The sequence below is a fragment of the Streptomyces sp. NPDC030862 genome (assembly GCF_055571835.1).
This window is the reverse complement of record NZ_JBVIEN010000013.1, coordinates 126917-147576: the sequence shown is the minus strand read 5'-3', so window position 1 is coordinate 147576 and position 20660 is coordinate 126917. Positions and strand designations below refer to the sequence as shown.

14 protein-coding genes are annotated in these 20660 nt (G+C 75.1%); 9 read left to right on the top strand and 5 right to left on the bottom strand.

Annotated elements, in window-relative coordinates:
- Positions 1 to 142 precede the first annotated feature (142 nt).
- The 5 genes from ACZ42X_RS30210 (at position 143) to ACZ42X_RS30190 (ending at position 9540) form a co-directional block, all read left to right on the top strand.
- Positions 143 to 2281, top strand: coding sequence for an FG-GAP repeat domain-containing protein (locus ACZ42X_RS30210; protein WP_468296642.1), 2139 nt, complete (start codon positions 143 to 145; stop codon positions 2279 to 2281).
- A gap of 229 nt (positions 2282 to 2510) precedes the next feature.
- On the top strand, positions 2511 to 2957 hold the full coding sequence (locus tag ACZ42X_RS30205; protein ID WP_468296640.1) for a CU044_2847 family protein: 447 nt from the start codon (positions 2511 to 2513) through the stop codon (positions 2955 to 2957).
- Positions 2954 to 5176 (top strand): VMAP-C domain-containing protein, encoded by a 2223-nt coding sequence (locus tag ACZ42X_RS30200; protein WP_468296638.1) that lies wholly within the window; start codon positions 2954 to 2956, stop codon positions 5174 to 5176. The genes ACZ42X_RS30205 and ACZ42X_RS30200 overlap by 4 nt, the downstream gene beginning before the upstream one ends.
- Before the next feature lie 23 nt (positions 5177 to 5199).
- A complete protein-coding gene (locus ACZ42X_RS30195) occupies positions 5200 to 6240 on the top strand; it encodes an AAA family ATPase (RefSeq protein ID WP_468296635.1) in 1041 nt (346 codons plus the stop codon).
- A 3-nt stretch (positions 6241 to 6243) separates the two neighbouring features.
- Positions 6244 to 9540, top strand: coding sequence for an SAV_2336 N-terminal domain-related protein (locus ACZ42X_RS30190; RefSeq protein ID WP_468296632.1), 3297 nt, complete (start codon positions 6244 to 6246; stop codon positions 9538 to 9540).
- Between the two features lie 282 nt (positions 9541 to 9822).
- Here ACZ42X_RS30190 and ACZ42X_RS30185 read toward each other — a convergent pair whose 3' ends face one another.
- Entirely contained in the window at positions 9823 to 10818 is a 996-nt protein-coding gene (locus ACZ42X_RS30185; protein WP_468296629.1) for a TrmB family transcriptional regulator sugar-binding domain-containing protein, read from the bottom strand.
- 478 nt (positions 10819 to 11296) lie between these two features.
- Here ACZ42X_RS30185 and ACZ42X_RS30180 point away from each other — a divergent pair, with 478 nt between their 5' ends.
- Entirely contained in the window at positions 11297 to 12157 is an 861-nt protein-coding gene (locus ACZ42X_RS30180; RefSeq protein WP_468296626.1) for an MmyB family transcriptional regulator, read from the top strand.
- A 244-nt stretch (positions 12158 to 12401) separates the two neighbouring features.
- The gene (locus tag ACZ42X_RS30175; protein WP_468296623.1) at positions 12402 to 13385 is read left to right on the top strand and encodes a glutathione S-transferase family protein; all 984 of its coding nucleotides are present in this window, start codon (positions 12402 to 12404) and stop codon (positions 13383 to 13385) included.
- Between the two features lie 6 nt (positions 13386 to 13391).
- Here the strand turns inward: ACZ42X_RS30175 and ACZ42X_RS30170 are convergent, their stop codons facing one another.
- From ACZ42X_RS30170 to ACZ42X_RS30155, 4 genes are all read right to left on the bottom strand, one after another.
- Positions 13392 to 14786: an NADP-dependent succinic semialdehyde dehydrogenase gene (locus ACZ42X_RS30170; protein ID WP_468296620.1), complete on the bottom strand. Its 1395-nt coding sequence runs from the start codon at positions 14784 to 14786 to the stop codon at positions 13392 to 13394.
- A 122-nt stretch (positions 14787 to 14908) separates the two neighbouring features.
- Positions 14909 to 16012 (bottom strand): FUSC family protein, encoded by a 1104-nt coding sequence (locus ACZ42X_RS30165; RefSeq protein WP_468296617.1) that lies wholly within the window; start codon positions 16010 to 16012, stop codon positions 14909 to 14911.
- A 146-nt stretch (positions 16013 to 16158) separates the two neighbouring features.
- On the bottom strand, positions 16159 to 17049 hold the full coding sequence (locus ACZ42X_RS30160) for an SDR family oxidoreductase (RefSeq protein WP_468296614.1): 891 nt from the start codon (positions 17047 to 17049) through the stop codon (positions 16159 to 16161).
- 76 nt (positions 17050 to 17125) lie between these two features.
- Positions 17126 to 17560: a nuclear transport factor 2 family protein gene (locus tag ACZ42X_RS30155; RefSeq protein ID WP_468296611.1), complete on the bottom strand. Its 435-nt coding sequence runs from the start codon at positions 17558 to 17560 to the stop codon at positions 17126 to 17128.
- A gap of 105 nt (positions 17561 to 17665) precedes the next feature.
- Between ACZ42X_RS30155 and ACZ42X_RS30150 the strand changes: the two genes are divergently transcribed.
- Together ACZ42X_RS30150 and ACZ42X_RS30145 are read left to right on the top strand one after the other, a co-directional pair.
- A complete protein-coding gene (locus ACZ42X_RS30150; protein ID WP_468296608.1) occupies positions 17666 to 18244 on the top strand; it encodes a TetR/AcrR family transcriptional regulator in 579 nt (192 codons plus the stop codon).
- Between the two features lie 9 nt (positions 18245 to 18253).
- Positions 18254 to 20656: an FHA domain-containing protein gene (locus ACZ42X_RS30145; protein WP_468296605.1), complete on the top strand. Its 2403-nt coding sequence runs from the start codon at positions 18254 to 18256 to the stop codon at positions 20654 to 20656.
- Positions 20657 to 20660: the final 4 nt, after the last annotated feature.

The window sequence follows — 20660 nt, the reverse complement described above, 5'->3', positions numbered from 1 at the left end:
CTGTTAGGCTCCTTGATCACTGGATGTGCATGGGGAGAAGAAGCAGCCGGGAACCGGGGGACTTCACACACCAAGGCGGCACGCGAACCGCGCGGGTCGTCGCCTCGCCATGCCGTGACCACCGGTATGGAGAGATTTTCCGATGGGGAGAAGCAGGCTCGTCAGCGTGGCCGTGGCGTCCACGCTGACTCTGGGGATCGTCGGCACGGGGGCCGCCGTGACCGTCGTGGCGGCGGCACCGGCCGGCGCCGCGACGCCGAGCGCGTGGGGCGGACCCGCGGCGCTGACGGAGGCGGGCGTGCACCACTCCGTGCACGACGTGCGGATCACCACGAACGGCACCGCCGTCGCGGTGTGGAGCCGGGACGCGGGCCACGGCGACCAGGAGCTCTGGGCCGCCACCCGCCCGGCGCAGGCCACCGCGTGGAGCGCCCCGGTCCTCGTGGCCGCCACGAAGGGCGAGGTGTACTCCGCCGAACTGACCGCCGGCACCGACGGTTCGGCGACGGTCGCCTGGCACCACTGGGGTGGTTCCGGCTACACCCTGAGCTCGTCCACCCTGCTCGCCGGGGCGGCGTCGTGGACGCCCGCCGCGCAGGTGTCGACCGCGGCGCATCCGGCCGGGTACACCCTCGCGAGCGGCCCCGGCGGACGCCTCGTGGCGGTGTGGGGCAGCTTCGGCGACCCCGCGCAGGGCGACGCGACCAGGGGGCTGTACGTCTCCGAGCGCCCGGCGCCCGGCGCGGCCTGGTCCGCGCCCGTCAAGCTGTCGGACGCCCTCGTCCTCACGTCGGCCGCGACGGTCCGGCCCGACGGCACCGTCACGGTCGCCTGGAAGGACGACTTCGCCGACGACCGCCTCCGCGTGCGGATCGCCTCCCTGGCCCCGGGCGCGACCGCGTGGGAGACGCCCCGGGGCGTCGAGGGGACCGATTCCGCGCTCGTCGGCGACCTGACCCTGCAGTCGTCCGCGTCGGGAGCCACCCTCCTGAGCTGGTCGGAAGGCCGCGACACGCACCGCTTCGCCTACCGCCCCGCGGCGGGCGCGCCGTGGGGCGCCGCGGAGACGGCCCCCTCCGACGGGCGCCCGTACGCTTCCGGCACGCCTCAGCTCGGCCCGGACGGCGCGGTGACGGCCCTGTGGAAGGACTTCTCCGCGCTGCGTACGGCGACCCGTTCGGCGGCCGGTGCCTGGTCGGCGCCGCACACGCTGACGGAGTCGTACGTCGGCGGGATCTGGTCCCCGAGCGTCGGCGGCGACGGGACGGTCACCGCCCTGTGGACCGGCGGCGACGGAGAGCTGACGGTCGCCCAGCGCACGGGCGGCGCCTGGGGACGGCCGCTGATCCTGGGCCGGATCGACGCGGCCGCCGGTCGCGGCCACAGCGCGACCGGTGCCGACGGCCGGGCCGTCGTCCTGTGGAACCGCACGACCGGGACGACGGACAAGGGCGCGGAGATCCACCAGGTATGGGGCGCGGCCATGCTGCCGCCCGCCACGCGGCCCCCCGCTGCCGCCAGGCACCGCGACCACGTCGGCGCAGACGGCCTTCCCGACCTCTACGCCCAGAGCACCACGGGAGCGCTCACCGTCTACCGGGGCACCACCGCCGGTACCGTCTCCACCCGCGTCAGCGGCGGGACCTGGCCCGCCGACACGACCTTCGTCCCCTTCGGGGACCTGGACGCCGACGGCGCCAACGACACCCTGGTGCGCACCGCCGCGGGCGACCTCCTCCAGTACAGCCCGCCGCGGGGCCAGGCCGTCACGCCGGAACTGCCGCACACGCGGATCGGGACCGGCTTCACCGATGTCGACGCCCTGACGTACTCCGGTGACTTCAACGGCGACACCCTCCCCGACCTGGTCGCCCGTCAGACCGCCACCGGCGACCTCCTCCTCTACACCGGTACCGCGCACGGCACCCTCTCCGCGGGCGTCCGCATCGGCACCAAGTGGAAGGGGCTCACCATCGTCGGCGCGGGTGACCTCGACAACGACAAGAACGCCGACCTCCTCGCGCGGACGGCCACGGGCGACCTCTACCGCTACAACGGCACCGGCAAGGGCACCATCGGCGACGGCGCCAAGATCGGGTCCCGCTGGGGCGCCCTCGTCGACTTCGTCGGCATCGGCGACCTCAGCGGGGACGGGAACGCCGACATCCTGGGGCGCCACACCACCGGTGACCTCTACCGCTACAACGGCACCGGGAAGGGCACCATCGGCGACGGCACCAAGATCGGCACCGGCTGGAAGTCCTTCGCCGGCATCCGCTAGGCCCCGGAGCCGGCCCGGAGCCGGCCGGGAGCCGGACGGGAGCCGGACGGGCCGACCGGTCCGAACGAGCCGTACAGACCGGGTGGTTGGGCGGCCGGGCGCGTCACAGCGTCCGGCCGTCCGCCGATCGGTGCCGCGGCGTACCGGAACTGGCTGGTTTTGTAGCGGAGTTGCGCGTGCTTGCGGAAACCCCGACCAGCCCGCGTCCATGATCGGACACAATGGCGGCATGCCCGAATACGCAGAACTCGATCTCGCCGGTGCCGCACTGCGGGTGGAGCTGTCCGACACCGGAACACCGCCGCCCGGCGGCGGCCCGGCCCCGGAACCGGGTGACGGGCCGGACCTGCCCGGTGGGTTCGGCACCGCCACGCCCGTGGCCCGCGGCGGGGGCCGCACGGCCGCGCTCGCGGTCGACGCCCTGCGCACGGCGCTGCGTCCGCTGGGCCCGCTCCTCGAAGAGGTGCACACGGCGGTGGTGAGCGCGCCGAACCCGCCCCAAGAGCTGACGGTGGAGTTCGGCGTCCAGATCGGGCAGGACCTCAAGCTGGGCATCGTCGGCGCCAACGGGAACGCGACGATGACGGTGTCGGCGACCTGGCAGCACGGTGCCGGACTGCCCGCCGGAGCCGAGCACCCGCAACACCCTCAGCACCCGCAGGACCGGCACGGATGACGTGGTTCCGCCGGCCGGCCGCCGCCGGCACCCGCGTCTCCCTGCTGTACGAGGGCAGCGCCAAGGCCGCGGGCGCCGCCGCGCTCCTCTCCCCCCGCCGCGTCCTGACCTGCGCCCATGTCGTCAACGACGCGCTCGGCAAGGACCTGTACGCCGCCGAGCGACCGGCCTCCGCCGGGCCGCTCACCGTCGCCTTCCGCGGCTCCGGCGCGACGGGCCACCGCACGGCGACCGTATCCGTGTGGGTGCCCCCGCAGCGGCGGCCCTCGGCGCTGGAGTGGGAGGGCGACCTCGCCGTCCTGGACCTCGACGAGCCGGCGCCGTCCTGGCTGCGGCCCGTGGTGTGGCGGGACATGGAGGAGGGCCAGGAGCTGCGGGCCTGGCACGGCGGCGGTGAGGCCATCACCTTCGCGGACATCGTCGTCCGCCTGAAGGAGGGCCGGTACGGCTACCTCGACGGGCGGCTGTCGGGCGCGGCCATCGGGCCCGGCTACAGCGGCGGTCCGCTGTGGACGCAGGACGCCTCCTCGGTCGCCGGACTCGTGGTGGCGCACCTCATGCCCGACGAGACCCAGCCGTTACGGGCCCAGCAGGCCGTACGGCGCAGCTGGGCGGTGCCGTGGCAGGCGGTGCGCGAGGAGCTGGCCCGCGCCGGGGCGGCCGACGTCCTCGACGAGTGCGCCGTCGCGGGCCGCGCCGACCGGGGCCCGTGGTCTGCCGGACCGGACGTGGCGCGTGCGGCGGCGGGGCTCGCTCCCGTGCTGCGGGCGCTGCTGGACGATCCCGGGCGGCGCGCGGACCACGCCCGGACGCTGGCGGCCGCGCTGGGCCGCCCGGTGCCGCCGCCCGAGGAGCGCGCGGCGCCCACGGTGGAGGAGCTGGCGGAGTTCCTGGCCACCGAGGAGCGGGCCCTGGCGACGCTCACCGAGTCGCTCGCGCCCGCGGTCCGCGGCCCGGCCGACCGTGAGGCGCTCGACAGCCTGCTCGCGCTGGGGCGGCTGGAGGAGAACGTCCGGCTGCTGTCCGTCGGGGAACACCGCAGCCTGCTGGAGGACCTGCGCCGGGTCACCGCCGCCGACGCCACGCTGGTGCCGCGCGCCGCCCGGGAGGCCCTGCGCTACATGGTGCTGCCGGGGCCGCTGGCGGCCTCGGGCCGCCTCACGGAGGCCGACCTCGACGCCGTGGTGCTGAGCCTGGAGGGGTACCCGGACGGCCCGGCGCCCGACGGGGGCGCGCCACCGGTGCCGGCGCTGCTGAGGCTCGCCGCGTTCGTGGCGTCGGCGGCGCCGGACCGGGAGCCCGGCGACTCCCTGCACGGCTGGTGCGACCGGGTCGCGCAGCGGCTCGGCATCAGCCCGGTCGCCCTGGCGGAGCGCCGCGCCGACGCGGCGGGCTGGGCCGCGCACCGCTCGTCGCCGGTCAGCCGGATCGTGCTCCGGCTGACCCCCGAGGGCTCGGCTGCGGAACACCCGGGCGGCGCGGGCCGCTACCGGTGCCGGGTGGGCCTGGTGCGCCAGGACGGTACGGCGGCGACCGTCGCGGCGCCGGAGGGCGCGTGCGCCCCGGAGGAGATCGGCCGCCTGGTGCGCGAGGCGGCGGAGGGCGGCCAGGGCGACGACCCGTACCCCGTCACGCGGGTGGACGTCGTCGTGGGGCGCGACGGGCTGCAACTACCGGTCGACGGCTGGGACACGGGCAGCGCGCTCGGTGACCTCTTCCCCGACCTCGGGGGCCTGCGGCTGGCGCTCGGCGCCAAGTACCAGGTGGCGCTGCGCTGCCCGGAGATGAGCCGCCGCTCCCCGCGCCGCGACGCCGAGATGCGCCGCCGCTGGGCGGCCGGGCACCCCGGGGTGCTGGTCGTCGACGAGACCTCGGCGACGCTGCAGCAGCTGTACCAGCGGCTGGAGACGAGCCACAAGGACGTCGCCGGGGTGGTGCTGCACGGGCCGCGCGAGGAGCGGGACCGGCTGCTGGACCTGTGCCTGGCGCTGGGCGTGCCGGTGGTGCTCTGGGACCGCGAGGCGGACGGCCACGCGGACACGGCCCGGCTCGACGCGCTCGCGCCCGCCGGGCCGCTGCACCAGCTGCCGGAGCGGGTGCGGGAGTTCCGGGAAGAGGTCTTCGGCTCCTCGGTCGCCTCGGCGGCGCGGCCCGCGCTGGTCTGGGAGGACGACGGGCTGCCGGTGCCGGACTCCCTCGAACTGCTCGACCCCTCGTGACACGGAACGGAAGCGAACGGCTGATGACGGTGAACGGTCCCGGCACGGGACGCGAAGACGGTGACGGCGGCGGCGCCGAGGCGTGGCGGCTGTTCCGGGGCGACGGGCGGCCCCGTACGCCCGTGTTCCCCGAAGCGCCCCCGTGGCGGCGGTTCAGGGGCTCGGCGGACGGCGGGCCGCGCCGCCCGCGCCCGTACCTGATCGGCCCGGCCGAGGCGGATGTGGTCAACGCCGCCCTGCTGCTGCGGCGGCCCCTGCTCGTCACGGGGCAGCCCGGCACCGGCAAGTCCTCGCTGGCGCACGCCCTCTCCCACGAGCTGTCGCTCGGGCGCGTGCTGCACTGGCCGGTCAACAGCCGTACGACGCTGCAGGACGCGCTCTACCGGTACGACGCGATCGGCCGGCTGCGCGAGACGAACCTGCGGCGCGACCGCGACCTCGACGGGGACGGCGCGCCGGACGAGGACCCCGGCATCGGCTCGTACGTGCGCCTCGGCCCGCTCGGCACGGCGCTCGTGCCGGCGGAACGGCCGCGGGTCCTGCTCGTCGACGAGCTGGACAAGGGCGACGTCGACCTGCCCAACGACCTGCTGAACGTCTTCGAGGAGGGCGAGTTCGAGATCTCCGAGCTGGCCCGGCTGCCCGAGGAACAGGCCCGGGTACGGGTGATGACGGCCGATCCGCACTCCTGGACCGAGGTCGTACGGGGCCGGGTGTGCTGCGCGGAGTTCCCCGTCGTCGTCATCACCAGCAACGGCGAGCGGGACTTCCCGCCCGCCTTCCTGCGCCGCTGCGTACGGCTGGACCTGCCGGAGCCGGACGAGGAGCGGCTGCGCGCGATCGTCCGGGCGCACCTGGACGCGGCGGGCGCCGGGGACGGCGGCGGCGCCTCCGGGCTGGACGGCGTCGACGACCTGATGCGCGCCTTCCTCGCCCGCCGGGCGCGCGGCGAACTCGCCACCGACCAGCTGCTCAACGCGGTCTTCCTGCGCCGGGGCGGTGTGGACCTCGACGCCGACGGGCTGCTGGACGCCGTGCTCCACCGGCTCGGCGGGACGGTGTGACCGGTGCTGGAGCGGGTGCGGGACGTCCTGGCGGACTGCGGGGCGGAGCTGTCGGCCGAGGAGCTGCTGGACGCGCTGTGGCTGGCGGCGCGGCTGCCGTCCGCGGGCCCGCTCCCCGGCGCGGCCGGGCCGGCCTCCACCGCTGAGCCCCCGCCCGGCCCGGAGCCCCGGGACCCGGGCCCGGACCGGCCCGGCCCGTCGGGCGAGCCGCCGGAGGCTCCCGGGCCGTCGGAGCCGTCCGATGCGCCGCCGGGCGGGTCCGGGGCCCTGCACGCCGCGCCCGTTCCGGCGGCGCGGCGGGAGCGCTCCGCCGCCGAGGTCCCGGCGATGCCGGTACGCGCTCCGGGCGAGAAGGCGCTGGGCGGTGCCGAGTTGCGGCTGGGCCGGGCGCTGCGGCCGCTGCGGCACCGGCGCCCGGACGCGCTGCGGTGGGAGCTGGACGTGCCGGCCACGGTCGCGGTGATGGCCGAGACGGGGCTGCCGGACGCGGTGGTCCGGCCGGCCGTGACGCGCTGGCTCGACCTGGTGATGCTCGTCGACGACGGCGTGTCCATGCTGCTGTGGCAGCGGCTGGCGGCCGAGGTACGGGTGCTGATGGAGCGCAGCGGGGCGTTCCGGGACATCCGCGTCTTCGGGCTGGACAGCCGGAGCCCGGGCGGCCCGCGGCTGCGCCACCGCCCCTTCGGCGACGGGCCCGCCACGCTGTCGCTGTCCACCGTCGGCGACCCGTCCGGGAACACGCTGCTGCTCGTGGTGAGCGACGGCGTGGGCGCGGCGTGGCGCGACGGCCGGATGCACACCGCGCTGGAGCGGGCGGCGGCGACCGGCCCGGCCGCGGTGCTGCAGGTGCTGCCGCCGCGGCTGTGGGGCGGCTCGGGCATCCGCGCCGAGCGGTGGAAGGTCACCACGCGCCGCCGGGGCGCGGCGGGCGGCTCCTGGCAGGTCGCGGACCCGGTGCTGCCGCCCGAACTGGCTCCGTTCGACGGGATCCCGGTGCCGGTGCTGGAGGCGACGCCCGCGTCGGTCGGCGCCTGGGCGGCGCTGATCGGATCCCCCGGGGGCAGTGCCGTCCTGCCGCTGCTCGCCCGGCCCGGGACGGACGCCGGGGCTACGCCGCCAGGGGGCGACGGCACGCCCGTACGCGCGGGCGGGGAGGGTACTCCCGAGGCGGTGCTGCGGTTCCGGGAGGCGGCGTCCCCGGAGGCGTACCGGCTGGCCGCGCACCTGGCGGCGGTGGCGCCGCTGCCGGTGCCGGTGATGCGGCTGGTGCAGGGCGCCATGTCCCCGGCGGTGGACACGAGCCACCTGGCGGAGGTCTTCCTCGGCGGGCTCATGCACCGGGACGAGCCGGGGGCGCACGGCCTGCCGCACCACCGTGAGTTCGACTTCCGCGAGGACACGCGCCGGATCCTGCTCGGCACCGTTCCACCCGCCGAACTGGTGCGGACCACCAGGGCGGTCACGGCCCGGCTGGCCCGACTGGCCGGGGCCTCCCCCGACTTCCCCGCCTGGCTGCCGCACCCGGAGGGGCCCGAGCGGGTGGCCGTGGACGGGCCGCGTCCCTTCGGCTGGGTGGACGAGCGGGTGATGCGCCGGCTCGGTGTCGCGGCGCCCGCCCCGGCGGCCGGGACGGTGGCCGTCCCCGCGCCGCCGGCCCCGCCGGCCGCCGGTCCCGAGGGGCCGTGGGACCGGCCGGACGTACCGCTGCGCCTGACCGGATCCGACTGGGCGCCCGTACGCCCCGGTGACCCCCGTTTCACCGGGGCCCACGAGCTGCCGTACACGGTCTTCGCCGAGCACCGGCGGGGGTGGACGGGGCTCGGGCTGTTCCTCGCCCTCGACGGCGACGGCACCCCCGTGGTCATCCGGCGCATCGACGATCCCACGCTGCGCGGTACCGACCTGGTCGCCCGGGAGGTCGTCGCGCTGAACCGGATGGCCGGCGTCCACGCGCCCCGGCTGCTCGCCCACGACGTCGGTGCGGTCCGGCCCTGGGTGGCCGTCGAGTGCGCCCGGGACGACGAGGAGGAGCCCGGGCCGGCGCCCGGCCTGCGGCGGTTCGTGAGCCGCTACGGGCCCCTGCACGAGGACGGCCTGCTGGCCATCGCCCGCCAGTTCGCGAACGGCCTGGTCCGGGCACATCGCAAGGGCCTGGTCCATGGCTCGCTGGTACCGGGGAACGTGCTGATCGCCGGCCGGGAGGTGCGGATCACCGGCTGGCTGACCGCCACCGTGGCGGACCGGCCGAGCAGGCACCGGAAGGTCTTCGCACGGGAACAGCCCTACCAGGCACCCGAGTTGGCGGACCAGGCGGTGGCGCCGACCCCGGCCTCCGATGTGTACGCGATGGGCGCCATCCTGCTCGCGGCCGCCTCCGGTGAATGGGCGGACGTCCGGCGCGAGGGCGGGCGGGAGGCGGAGCCGATCGCCGGCGCGCGGCTCGCCGAGGCCCTGCTCGACTGCGTCGATCCCGCGCCCGAGCGGCGCCCGACCGCCGAGGAGGTCCTGCACACCCTGAACGACATCGCCCACAGCAGGGGCTCGCAGCGGCGCCGGCTGCGCGTCGTGCTCGGCCGGGGCGCGGCGGGCCGGCCGGTACGCGTGGACCTGGCCGGCCCCGAGTCAGGCGGCAGCGGCCCGCACATGCTCTGCCAGGGCGCCTTGGACGTGGGCCGCCGGGAGTTCCTCGACACCGTGCTGCGCCAGCTGACCGGGCGCAACCCGGCCGACGGCCTGCGCCTGCTGCTCGCCGACTTCACCGGCCGCAGCGGCCTCGAGCGGTACGCGGGCCGGGCGATGAGCGGCGCCGCCCTGGGGCTGTCCGGCGTGCCGTCCCGGGCGCTGGACCTGCGGGAGCGGCTCGTCGCCGAACTGGGTTTGCGGGAGGGCGCGCTGGCGTCGGCGGAGTGCCCGGACATCGCGGCGTACGAGGCGCGGCGGAGCGCCGAGCCGGGGATGCCCGCCCTGCCGCGGCTGGTGGTCGCGGTCGACGAGGTGACGGAGATCCTGCCCCGGCAGCCGGAGCTGAGCAGCGTGCTGCTGCGGGTGGCGCGGACGGGCGGGCGGCTCGGGATCCACCTGCTGCTCGCCACGCGCAACGAGGTGCACCCGTGGTTCGCCCGGTCGTTCCTGGAGTACATCCCCACGCGCGTCACGCTGCGCACGCGCCGGGTGGGGCTGCCCGCTCCCCATGACGTACCGGACGGCGGGCGCCTCGCGCACGCCTCGTGGCCCGAGGAGGTGTGGTTCGAGCCGGCGCCGGGGGACGGGCGGGCGGCTCCGGGGACTCCGGAGGGGTGACGCGGGTGACGCCCTATCACGGGGGGTGTAACGAGACGAGGGGCTCTCTCTGCGTTCCGCCAAGGCCCTGGCAGCGACCTTGCGGTACCCACGCGATGCCCGGCAGGGCACGCTGCCCGTGCCCTGCGCTGCCCGGTTCCGGCATGAGGCGCGGGTAACGCCCCCCGTAATAGCGGCTGTCGCGGACCGGTGACGCCCTGTTGCGGGCGGCCCGGCCGACCTCGCTCAGGATGCCGTACGTCCGCGGATATTTCTTCTGACGGTTCTTCGGTGAAAAAGCGATCACGGCCCGGGACGGCGGCCGCCTTCGCGGCACGTCCGCCGACGCTCGTCGGAGAGGGCCCACTGGTAGGCGAGGGCGGCGAGCGTCGGCACGCCCCAGCGGTCCCGGAGGTGTCCGAGCTCCTTGCTGAGGGTGCGCAGGCCGATGCCCAGGCGGCGGGCGGTGATGCGCTGGTCGATGCCGGCGGCCGTGTCGTTCAGGATCTCGCGTTGGCGCGGGGTGAGCCCCCCGCCCGTACCCCCGCCTTCGGCGTCCGCTCCCCCGGGGTCGCCGTGCCAGACGTCGGCACGGCGCCAGGCGTCGGTGAAGCCCTCCGCGAGGAAGGCGACCAGAGCCCGGTCACCGACGTGCCAGGCCGCGTGGCTGGGGCTGCAGTTGTCGACGTGGTCGGGGATGAAGGCCTGGCGGCGGTCGACGACGACGCACTGCTGGAAAGGGGCGGCGAGGGTGCGGAACCGCGCCCCCTTCGCGGTCATGGCGGTCACCCACCCGCGGGTCGCCGGATCGTCGCGCTCGCTGTCGTGGTACAGCGTGTGCACGCGCACACCGCGGGCGAGCGCGACGGACTCGCGGGCCATGGTGCTCTCGACGAGCTCGGGGCTGTGCGGGCCGCAGGGCCGGGCGATCAGCAGTTCGCTCTCGGCGCGGCTGATGGCCTGCGCGATGCGGGCGTCCATCTGCTCCGGTTCCGCGAGGAACTCGCTGCTGGAGCCGGAGCGCCACTGGGCGCGCTCGAAGTGGACGCCGAGCTCGTCGGCGAGACCGGGTATCTCGGCCATCCGGGCCGCCCGCAGGGCCAGGGCGTGCAGCTCGTCGTCGAGGAGCCTGCGGCCCGCCTCCTGCGGGTCCAGGGCGATCGGCGCCCGCGCGCCCTCCGGGTCGACGGCGACCAGGCGCCAGTCGGTCAACTCCCGCAGCGCGTCGGCGTCCGCCTCCTCCACCCGCTCGCCGCGGGTGACGCGGGCGTACAGCTCCCTGGCGGCGGCCGACAGCACCGTCGCCGCGGCCGAAACCGCGCCCCCGTCCCCGGCCCCGCTCGTGCCCCCGCTCCCTCGCCCGCCCGCGCCCCTGGCCCCGTGTCCATGCCCGTGTCCGTGCCCGTGTCCGTGCCCGGTTCTGTCTCCCACCCGTGTCCCCCTGCCCCCGTCGAGGGCCCCTGTGGTGGCCCGCTGCGGCTGCGTGTGTGCGCCGTGCGCAGGTACGCACTCCCCAGGCGCTTGATCGTCGGCGTTCGACGGGTCAGCGTACCCGTGCGCCCCTCCCCGCTCCCGCCGCGCGGGCGCGGGCCTTCGCCGAGCCGCAGAACCACCGTATGCCCATGAACGGACGCACCCCATGCACCAGCCCGTACGCCGTGCCCTCGCCGGGCCGACCCCGTTTCCGGCCACCGCCCGCGCCCGGGACGCGGTGACCGGACCGCCCCACTTCGTACAGGCTGATCAGGAACCTCGGGAACCTTGGGGGAAGAACCGCATGGACAAGGTGGCACTGCGCTGCCTGCTGCGCGAGCGCCGCGCGATGATCAAACCGGAGAGCCACGGGCTGTCCCGCCCGACCCGGCAGGGACGGCGTGCCCCGGGCCTGTCCCAGGCGCAGATCGACCAGCTCCTGCACCGCGCGCCGGACACGTACGGGCGGCTGGAGTCGGGCCGCTACGCCAACCCGCCGGTGGGCCTGCTGCACGACGTGGCGCGGCTGTTCAACATGACCGAGCAGGAGTGGGTCGCGCTGTGGCGGTACGCCCTCGGCCAGGACCCGCCGCATCCGCTCAACTCCCGCTCCGGCGAGGAGATCCCGGGCGTGTGGCAGACGGTGCTGGACGGCTTCTCCCACATGGCGTACATCAGCGACCGGTCGTGGAACATGGTCGCCCACAACGCCCTCATGGCAGCGCTCTTCCCCCGGCGCGAGGTCCCCGCCAACACCATGCGGTGGATGGCGGTCGAGCCGGAGGCCCGGACCGTGCTGGCGGACTGGGAGAAGGCGTGGGCGCCGATGGTGCTGCCGCAGCTGCGGGTGGCGCTCGCCGCGGACCCGGGCAACCGGACGCTGCGCGGCATCGTGCGCGATGTGCTGGCCGACCCGGTGGCCGCGCCGATCTACGAGTCGGCGAGCAGCCGCATCCGGCTGGACGGCGACGAGCGGCCCCTGCGCCACGCCGAGCTCGGCCACGGATGGGTGACCCTGTGCGCCGCGCAGCCGCTGGCCGCCCCGGGCGCCCGCCTGATCATCCTGCACTTCCAGCCCGGTGAGCGCCGCGTCGCCCCGGTGCCGGCGCTGCGGGCGCCCGCCGACGGGGCGGCTAGGGCCCGTCTTTCGGATCAGGCCGGATAAGGGAGCGGGGTCTGGTGCCGTACATCGCAAGGCGGAGGAGGGAGCCACTGCGGAGCATTGGCGACCGACGACAACGCGGCGAGGTGCGGTGCCAGGGCACGCGAGCCCGGCAAGATCCGGAAGACGGGCCCTGGCCCCGCAGGGGTGACGCGGCGATAGCCGGCGGCGCGGCGCGGGTACCCGTCCCTTCGCGTGCGGCGCGCATTCCCGCGTACGCCGTCAGGGCGAGGAAGGGTGGGCGACGGTGCAGCAATCCGCCGAGTGGACGCGTTCCGCGAGCCGTTTCACGGACCGGATCACCGCCGACGGGCGGGACGGCCGGCGCGTCGAGGCCGGCCGCTACCGGCTGGTCGTCAGCCGCGCCTGCCCCTGGGCGAGCCGCGCCCTGGTGGCCCGGCGGCTCCTGGGACTGGAGGGCGCCCTGTCGCTGGGGGTGACGGATCCGGTCCAGGACGAGCGGAGCTGGCGGTTCACCCTGGACCCGGACGGCCGCGACCCGGTGCTCGGGATCCGCTTCCTGAGCGAGGCGTACCGGGCGCGCGAGAAGGGGTACGACGGCCCGGTCAGCGTCCCGGCGATCGTCGACACGCACAGCGGCGCGCTGGTGACCAACGACTACCAGCGCATCACGCTGGACCTGGCGACCGAGTGGCGCGCCCTGCACCGCCCCGGCGCGCCCGACCTGTACCCGGAGGCGCTGCGGGACGAGATCGACGAGCGGATGGACGGCATCTACCGGGACGTCAACAACGGCGTGTACGAGGCGGGTTTCGCCAAGCGCCAGGAGAAGTACGACGCGGCGTACGCCCGGCTGTTCGCCCGGCTCGACCAGGTGTCGGAGCACCTGGCCGGGCAGCGGTACCTGGTGGGCGACACCATCACGGAGGCGGACATCCGGCTGTTCACCACGCTGGTGCGGTTCGACGCGGTGTACCACGGCCACTTCAAGTGCAACCGCAACAAGCTGACCGAGGACCGGGTGCTGTGGGCGTACGCGCGGGACCTGTTCCAGACGCCGGGGTTCGGCGACACGGTCGACTTCGACCACATCAAGCGGCACTACTACCAGGTCCACCAGGACATCAACCCGACGCGGATCGTCCCGCGCGGGCCGGACCTGCGCGGCTGGCGCGCCCCGCACCACCGCGAGGAGCTGGGCGGCCGGCCCTTCGGCGACGGCACGCCGCCGGGGCCGCCGCCCGGGGACGAGGTCGTCCAGCCGCTGTAAGGACCGTCAGGCTGCCTGCCAGACGGTGGTGGCGTTGCAGAACTCCTTGATGCCGTGGCCGGACAGCTCGCGGCCGTACCCGGAGCGCTTGACGCCGCCGAACGGCAGCGCCGGGTGCGAGGCGGTCATGCCGTTGACGTACACGCCGCCCGCCTCCAGGTCGCGGACGAAGCGCCGCAGCTCCTCCTCGTCGCGGGTCCAGACGTTGGAGCTGAGCCCGAAGTACGTGTCGTTGGCGAGGCGCACCGCCTCGTCGAGGCCGGCGGCGCGGTAGAGGGTGGCGACGGGGCCGAAGGTCTCCTCCTGGTGGATGCGCATCTCCGGGGTGATGTCGGTGAGCACGGTCGGGGCGTAGAACCAGCCCCGGTCGGCCAGGCCCTCGGGGCGCCCGCCGCCGCACAGGACGGTGGCTCCGGCGCGTACGGCGTCGTCGACGAGCTCCGCCAGGCCGTCGCGGCCGGCTTCGCTGGCGAGCGGGCCGACGTCGGTGGACTCGTCCATCGGGTCGCCGACGCGGAGCGCCGCCATGCCGGCCGTGAAGCGCTCGGCGAAGGCGTCGTAGACGTCCGTGTGGACGATGAACCGCTTGGCGGCGATGCAGGACTGGCCGTTGTTCTGGGCGCGGGCGGTGACGGCGACGGTGGCGGCCTTCTCGACGTCGGCGGAGGGCATCACGATGTACGGGTCGCTGCCGCCGAGCTCCAGGACGGTCTTCTTGATCTCGTCGCCCGCGATGGAGGCCACGGAGCGGCCGGCCGGTTCGCTGCCGGTGAGGGTGGCGGCGGCGACGCGCGGGTCGCGCAGGACGCGTTCGACGGCGCGCGAGCCGATCAGCAGGGTCTGGAAGCAGCCCTCCGGGTAGCCGGCGCGGCGGAAGAGGTCCTCCAGGTAGAGGGCGGTCTGCGGCACGTTGGAGGCGTGCTTCAGGAGGCCGGTGTTGCCGGCCATGAGGGCGGGCGCGGCGAACCGTACGACCTGCCAGAGCGGGAAGTTCCACGGCATGACGGCCAGTACGGGCCCCAGCGGCCGGTAGTGGACGCGGGCGGTGGCGGCGCCCGCGTCCCGGACGTCCGCCTCGGGCGGGTGCTCGTCGGCGAGGAGGCGCTCGGCGTGGTCGGCGTACCAGCGCATGGCCTTGACGCACTTGGCGGCCTCGGCGCGGGCGGCGCCGATGGGCTTGCCCATCTCGGTGGTGAGGGTGCGGGCGATGTCCGCCTGGTCCTCCTCCAGGAGGTCGGCGGCGCGCCGGAGCAGGCGGGCGCGGTCGGCGAAGGAGGTGGTGCGGTAGTCGCGGAAGGCCGTCTCGGCGGCGGCCACGCGCCGGTCGATGCCGGCGTCGTCGAGTGCGTCGAAGGTCTTCAGCGTCTCGCCGGTGGCGGGGTTCACCGTCGCGATGGCCATGGGTCTCTTCCTCTTCCTCGCGGTCGCGGTCGCTTTCCTCGCGGGCGCTGACCCGACCCTCCCGCGCGGCGGGATACGCCGCAACGCGAGCGGGAGGGGGCCGGGGTGCCAGGGGTCAGGGGTCAGGTCACGCGTGCGTTCTCCAGGTCGTGCAGCAACTGGCGGGTCTCGGCGGCGAGGCCGCCGACCGAGGTGGCTGTCTCGTCGTCGCGTCCGGCCTGCCCGGCGAGCCGGGCCTTGAGCCGTCGGTGGGCCTCCCAGGCGCGGTCCAGCGCCTGCCGGCGCTCCCGCGCGGCGTCGGTCCGTCCCTCGTCCTCATCCGCCCGGGTGAGGGCGGCGCAGTCGGCCTCACAGGCGTCCGCCAGGGCGTCCAGCAGCGGCGGTACGTCGGCGAGGACGCGGTCCGGCGGCGGGGCGAACCGCGGCTGCTCGCCCGCCGCCTCGGCGAGCAGCGCGGTGAGGGAGGTCAGGTGGTCGACGACCCGCTCCCACGCGGCGTCCCACTCGGTGGAGGGCAGTGCGGGGCCGGGCAGCCGGCGGATGCGGTGGGCGGGGTTGAGGCGGTAGCTCTCGCGGGTCCAGGTGCGGGCGTCGCGCAGCGCGGCGAGACGGCCGGTGAGCCTGCGGGCGCGGCGGTGCCACTCGTCGGCCTGGCTCCGGTCGTGGCCGGACCGCATCTCGTCGGCCATGGCGCGCAGCAGTCCGGCGCTGTCTCCCGGCAGCCGGCACAGCGCGTGATGGGCGTCGCGCAGGTGCACCGGCGGCAGGACCAGCGCGTTCACGGCGATGCCGATGGCCGCGCCGAGGAGCGTCTCCAGCAGCCGGTGCAGGATGTCCGTCCCGCTCCAGGAGCCGTAGACGAGCACGAAGAGCGCGGTGGTGGAGGCGTACAGGCCCTGGTCGCCGAAGCGGCCGTAGTTGCCGAGCAGCACGGTCACGGGCAGGGCGAGTGCCATCGCCGCCATGGTGTTCCCGGTGAGGCCGATCGCGGCGGCGGCCAGGACCGTGCCGGCGGCGATGAGGACCACCTGCTGGAGTCCGGTGCGCAGGGAGCGGTAGACGGTGGACTGGACGAGGGCGACGGCGGTCCAGGGAGCCATCAGGGCGAGCGGGGCCTGCCACCACCAGCCGGCCACCGCCCAGGCGAGGATGGCGGCCCCGGCGGCCTTGAGGGACTGGACGGCCTTGTCCCGCTCCGGTCCGGGGCCGGTCAGCGCCCGCCGCACGGAGCGCCCGACGGTGGTCGCCTCCCAGCCGACGCGCCTCCCTGCCCGCCGCCATGCCCGCCGCTCTGTTCGTCGCCCTGTTCGTCGTTCTGTTCGTCGCTCTGTTCGTCGTGTTGTCGGATGGCGGTTCTTCGCGGCCGGGCGTATCACGGCAGGGGTGTGCCCCCGGTGGCGTTGACGATCTCCGCGGTGATGTAGCTCGCGTTCGGCGAGGCGAGGAAGACGTACGCCGGCGCCATCTCGACGGGCTGGGCCGCGCGTCCGAGGGGTGACTGCTTCCCGAACTCGGTGGTGTCCGGCATGGTCGCGGGGATCAGCGGCGTCCAGACGGGGCCGGGGGCCACGGCGTTGACGCGGATGCCGCGCGGGGCGAGCATCTGGGCGAGCCCCTGCGTGAAATTGACGATGGCGCCCTTGGTCATGGCGTAGTCGAGCAGGGGCGGGCTCGGCTGGTAGGCCTGCACGGAGGTGGTGTTGATGACGCAGCCGCCCTTGGGGATGTGCGGGAGCGCCATCTTGGTGAGCCAGAACATGCCGTAGAGGTTGGTCTTCATCACCCGGTCGAACTGCTCCGTCGTGATGGCCTCGATCCCGTCGGGCTGGGCCATCTGGAAGGCGGCGTTGTTCACCAGGATGTCGATGCGGCCGAACTCGGCGGCGGCGCGGTCGATCAGGTCGCGGCACTGGCCCTCGTCCCTGATGTCGCACTCCACGGCGACGGCCTTGCGCCCGGCCGCCTCGATCAGGCGCGTGGTCTCGCGGGCCTCGTCGAGTTCCTCGGGCAGGTGGGTGAAGAGGACGTCGGCGCCTTCGCGCGCGTACGCCAGGCAGACGGCCCGGCCGATGCCGGAGTCGCCGCCGGTGACGACGGCGGCCCGGTCCGCCAGCTGGCCGCTGCCGCGGTACGAGTCCTCGCCGTGGTCCGGCCGCGGCGTCATCGCCTCGGTGTACCCGGGGTGGGGCTGCTCCTGGTCGGGGAAGTCGGGCCGGGGGTGGCGGGTGACGGGGTCGTCGGGGCGCCGGCGGTCATCGGTCATGTCGGTCCTTACTCCTGAACGTCGCGGTGGCGCGGGGTACGCGCGGTGTTCGCGTTCCCAGGAGCGGCGGACCGAATCACGCCGGACGGGTTATTCGGGGGGCGTGCGCGATCCGGCGCTCGGCGGCGGTGATGGGGAGCTCGTTGATGCTCGCGTAGCGCTTGCGCATCAGTCCCTGCCCGTCGAACTCCCAGTTCTCGTTGCCGTACGCGCGGAACCACCGGCCGTCGGCGTCGTGGTACTCGTACTCGAAGCGGACGGCGATCCGGTCGTCGGTGTAGGCCCACAGCTCCTTGCGGAGCCGGTAGCCGAGCTCGCGCCGCCACTTGTCGGTCAGGAAGGCGACGATCTCCTCGCGGCCGTGGAGGAACCGGTCGCGGTTGCGCCACTCGGAGTCCGGCGTGTAGGCGAGGGCCACCTTCTCGGGGTCGCGCGTGTTCCAGGCGTCCTCGGCGAGCTGCACCTTCAGGCGGGCGGACTCCTCGGTGAACGGCGGCAGGGGCGGGCGCACGGTGGTCTCCTCTCGCGTGAGAACGAGCGTTCTCACCTCGTTGGATACCCTACGAGAACGATGGTTCTCACACAAGGGGCCCAGGACGCCCCGGGGAGTGGAGCGATGGACGAAGAAGCCGCCCGCGAGCGCATCCTCGACGCGGCCGAGGAGCTCTTCTACGGCCGGGGCGTCCAGGCGGTCGGGATGGACGCCGTCCGCTCGGCGTCCGGCGTGACCCTGCGACGGCTGTACCAGCTCTTCCCCTCGAAGGCCACGCTCGTGGAGGCGTACCTGCTGCGGCGCGACGCCCGCTGGCGGGACGCGCTCGCGGCGTACGTGGAGGGCGCGGACGGTTCGCCCGCCGCGCGGGTGCTCGCGGTCTTCGACTGGCTCGGGCGGTGGTTCGAGGAACCGGGCTTCCGGGGCTGCGCGTTCGTCAACGCCTTCGGTGAGCTGGGCTCCTCACCCGAGGTCGCCCGGGCGGCGCGCGCCCACAAGGAGGCGTTCCGGCGGCAGGTCGACGACCTGGTGGCGGAGGCGGGGGCCGCCCCGGCGGCCGGCGCGCAGATCGCGCTCCTCGCCGAGGGCGCGATCACCACGGCCGCCCTCACGGGCTCGCCCGAGCCCGCTCGCGAGGCGCGCGAGGCGGCGCGGCTGCTGCTGACGGCCCACCGATCTGCGCATACCGGGGCAGACCGATAGAATTCCCCTATGGGAGAGCGGCCGTTCGCGCCCACCGCACCCGAGCTGGTCCTCGACATCGACGGGGACAGCACCGTCCTCACCCCGGACCGGGTCTACCGCGTCGGGCGCGACCCCACCAGCGACATCGTGCTCACCGATGCCCGGATCTCGTGGCACCACGCGGACCTGCGCGCCGACGGCGGCCACTGGACCGTGCACGACGACGGCAGCACCAACGGCACCTTCACCGAGGGCGGGCGCGTACGGGCCTGGGAGGTGGGGCCCGGCAGCGTCATCCGGTTCGGGCACCCCACCGAAGGGCCGTGCGCCGTGCTGTCACCGCACGGACGGGCCACGCAGGGCGCGGCGGCACACGGGGAGCCGACGGCCCCGCCCCCGCCCCGGCCGTCCTCCGTGTCGATGCCCGCCGCGACCGGCACCTTCCGGCAGCCCACCTCCGTCCGCCCGCTGCCCACCGCCCGCACCCTGCGCATCGGGCGCGCCGCCGACAACGACCTGGTGGTCGACGACCTGACGGTCTCGCGCCGCCACGCCGAGCTGGAGGCGCACCCGGACGGCACGTACTGGATCCACGACACCGGCAGCCACAACGGCACGTTCCTCAACGGGCGGCGGGTGACCCGTGCCCGGGTGGAACCCGACGACATCGTCGGCATCGGACACGCGGCGTTCTGCCTGATCGGCGACCGGCTCGTGGAGTTCACCGACACCGGTGAGGTCTCGCTCGACGTGCAGGACCTGTCCGTCACGGTCGACCACGGCCGCAAGACGCTCCTCGACGGGGTGAGCTTCCCCGTCGGCGAGAAGGCCCTGCTCGCCGTCGTCGGGCCGAGCGGTGCCGGCAAGTCCACGCTCCTCAACGCGCTGACCGGACAGCGGCCCGCCGAGCACGGGACCGTCCTGTACGACGGGCGGGACCTGTACCGCGACTACGCCGAGCTGCGCCAGCGCATCGGGCTCGTACCGCAGGACGACATCCTGCACCTCCAGCTGACCGTGCGCCGCGCCCTGTCGTACGCCGCCGAGCTGCGCTTCCCGGAGGACACGGTGAGGCGCGAGCGGCGGGCGCGCGTGGAGGAGGTCATCCGCGAGCTGGGCCTGGAGGAGCGGGCGGGGCAACCGATCCACAGCCTCTCCGGCGGCCAGCGCAAGCGGGTCAGCGTCGCGCTGGAACTGCTGACGAAGCCGTCGCTGCTCTTCCTCGACGAGCCGACCTCCGGCCTCGACCCGGGCATGGACCGGTCGGTGATGCACATGCTGCGCGGGCTCGCCGACGACGGCCGCACGGTCATCGTCGTCACCCACAGCGTGCTGAGCCTCGACGTGTGCGACCGGCTGCTGGTCCTCGCGCCCGGCGGGCGGATCGCCTACTACGGGCCGCCCGGGGACGCGCTCGGCTTCTTCGGGTTCGCGCAGTGGCCCGAGGCGTTCGAGGCGTTCGAGAACGACCGCGACCGCGACTGGGCGGCCCAGTACCGCGGCTCCTTCTACCACCAGCGGTACATCGAGGGGGCCATGCGGCCGCCGCCGCAGCCGTCGGACGCGGACGTGGCCCCCGAAGCGGCGGCGCCCGCGCCGCTGCCGCCGCCGAAGGCGCAGAGCTGGGGCGCCCAGCTGCGTACGCTCGTACGGCGGTACGCGGCCGCGCTCGGCGCGGACCGGACCTTCCTCGCCATCATGATCGCGCTGCCGTTCGTGATGGGCGCGATGGCCCGGGCCCTGTCGGAGGGCCGCCTCGGGCCCGAGTCCACGATGAACGTCCTGCTCATCCTCTGCGTCGGCGGGGTCCTGACGGGCGCAGCCAACGCGGTGCGGGAGCTGGTCAAGGAACGCACCATCTACCGCCGGGAGAGAGCCGTCGGCCTCTCCAGATCGGCGTACCTGATGTCCAAGGTGGTGGTGCTCGGCACGATCACGGTCGTCCAGGCGGTGGTGCTCACCCTGGTGGCGCTCGTCGGCGTCCCGCTGAACGCACCGCGCGGCGAGGGCGTGCTGATGCCGCCGCTCGTGGAGATCGTGGTCGCCGTGGCGCTGCTGGCCTTCACCGCGATGATGCTCGGCCTGTTCGTGTCCGCGCTGGTGCGCAAGGAGGAGGTCACCATGCCGCTGCTGGTGCTCCTCGCGATCGTCCAGGTGGTCTTCTGCGGCGGGCTGCTGACGATCAGCGGCTCGCTCGTCGTCGAGCAGCTGGCGTGGCTGGTGCCGTCACGGTGGGCGTTCGGGGCGATGGGGTCGACCATCGGCATCGGGCGGATCGTGCCGGGCGAGAAGACGGCGGACCCGCTGTTCGAGCACTCCCTGGGCGCGTGGCTGCTGGACGTGGGGATGCTGGTGGTGCTGAGCCTCGTCCTCGGGGTCCTGGTCGCCCGGCTGCTGCGCCGGCACGAGCCCGTGATCATGCGAAAGTAGGCGG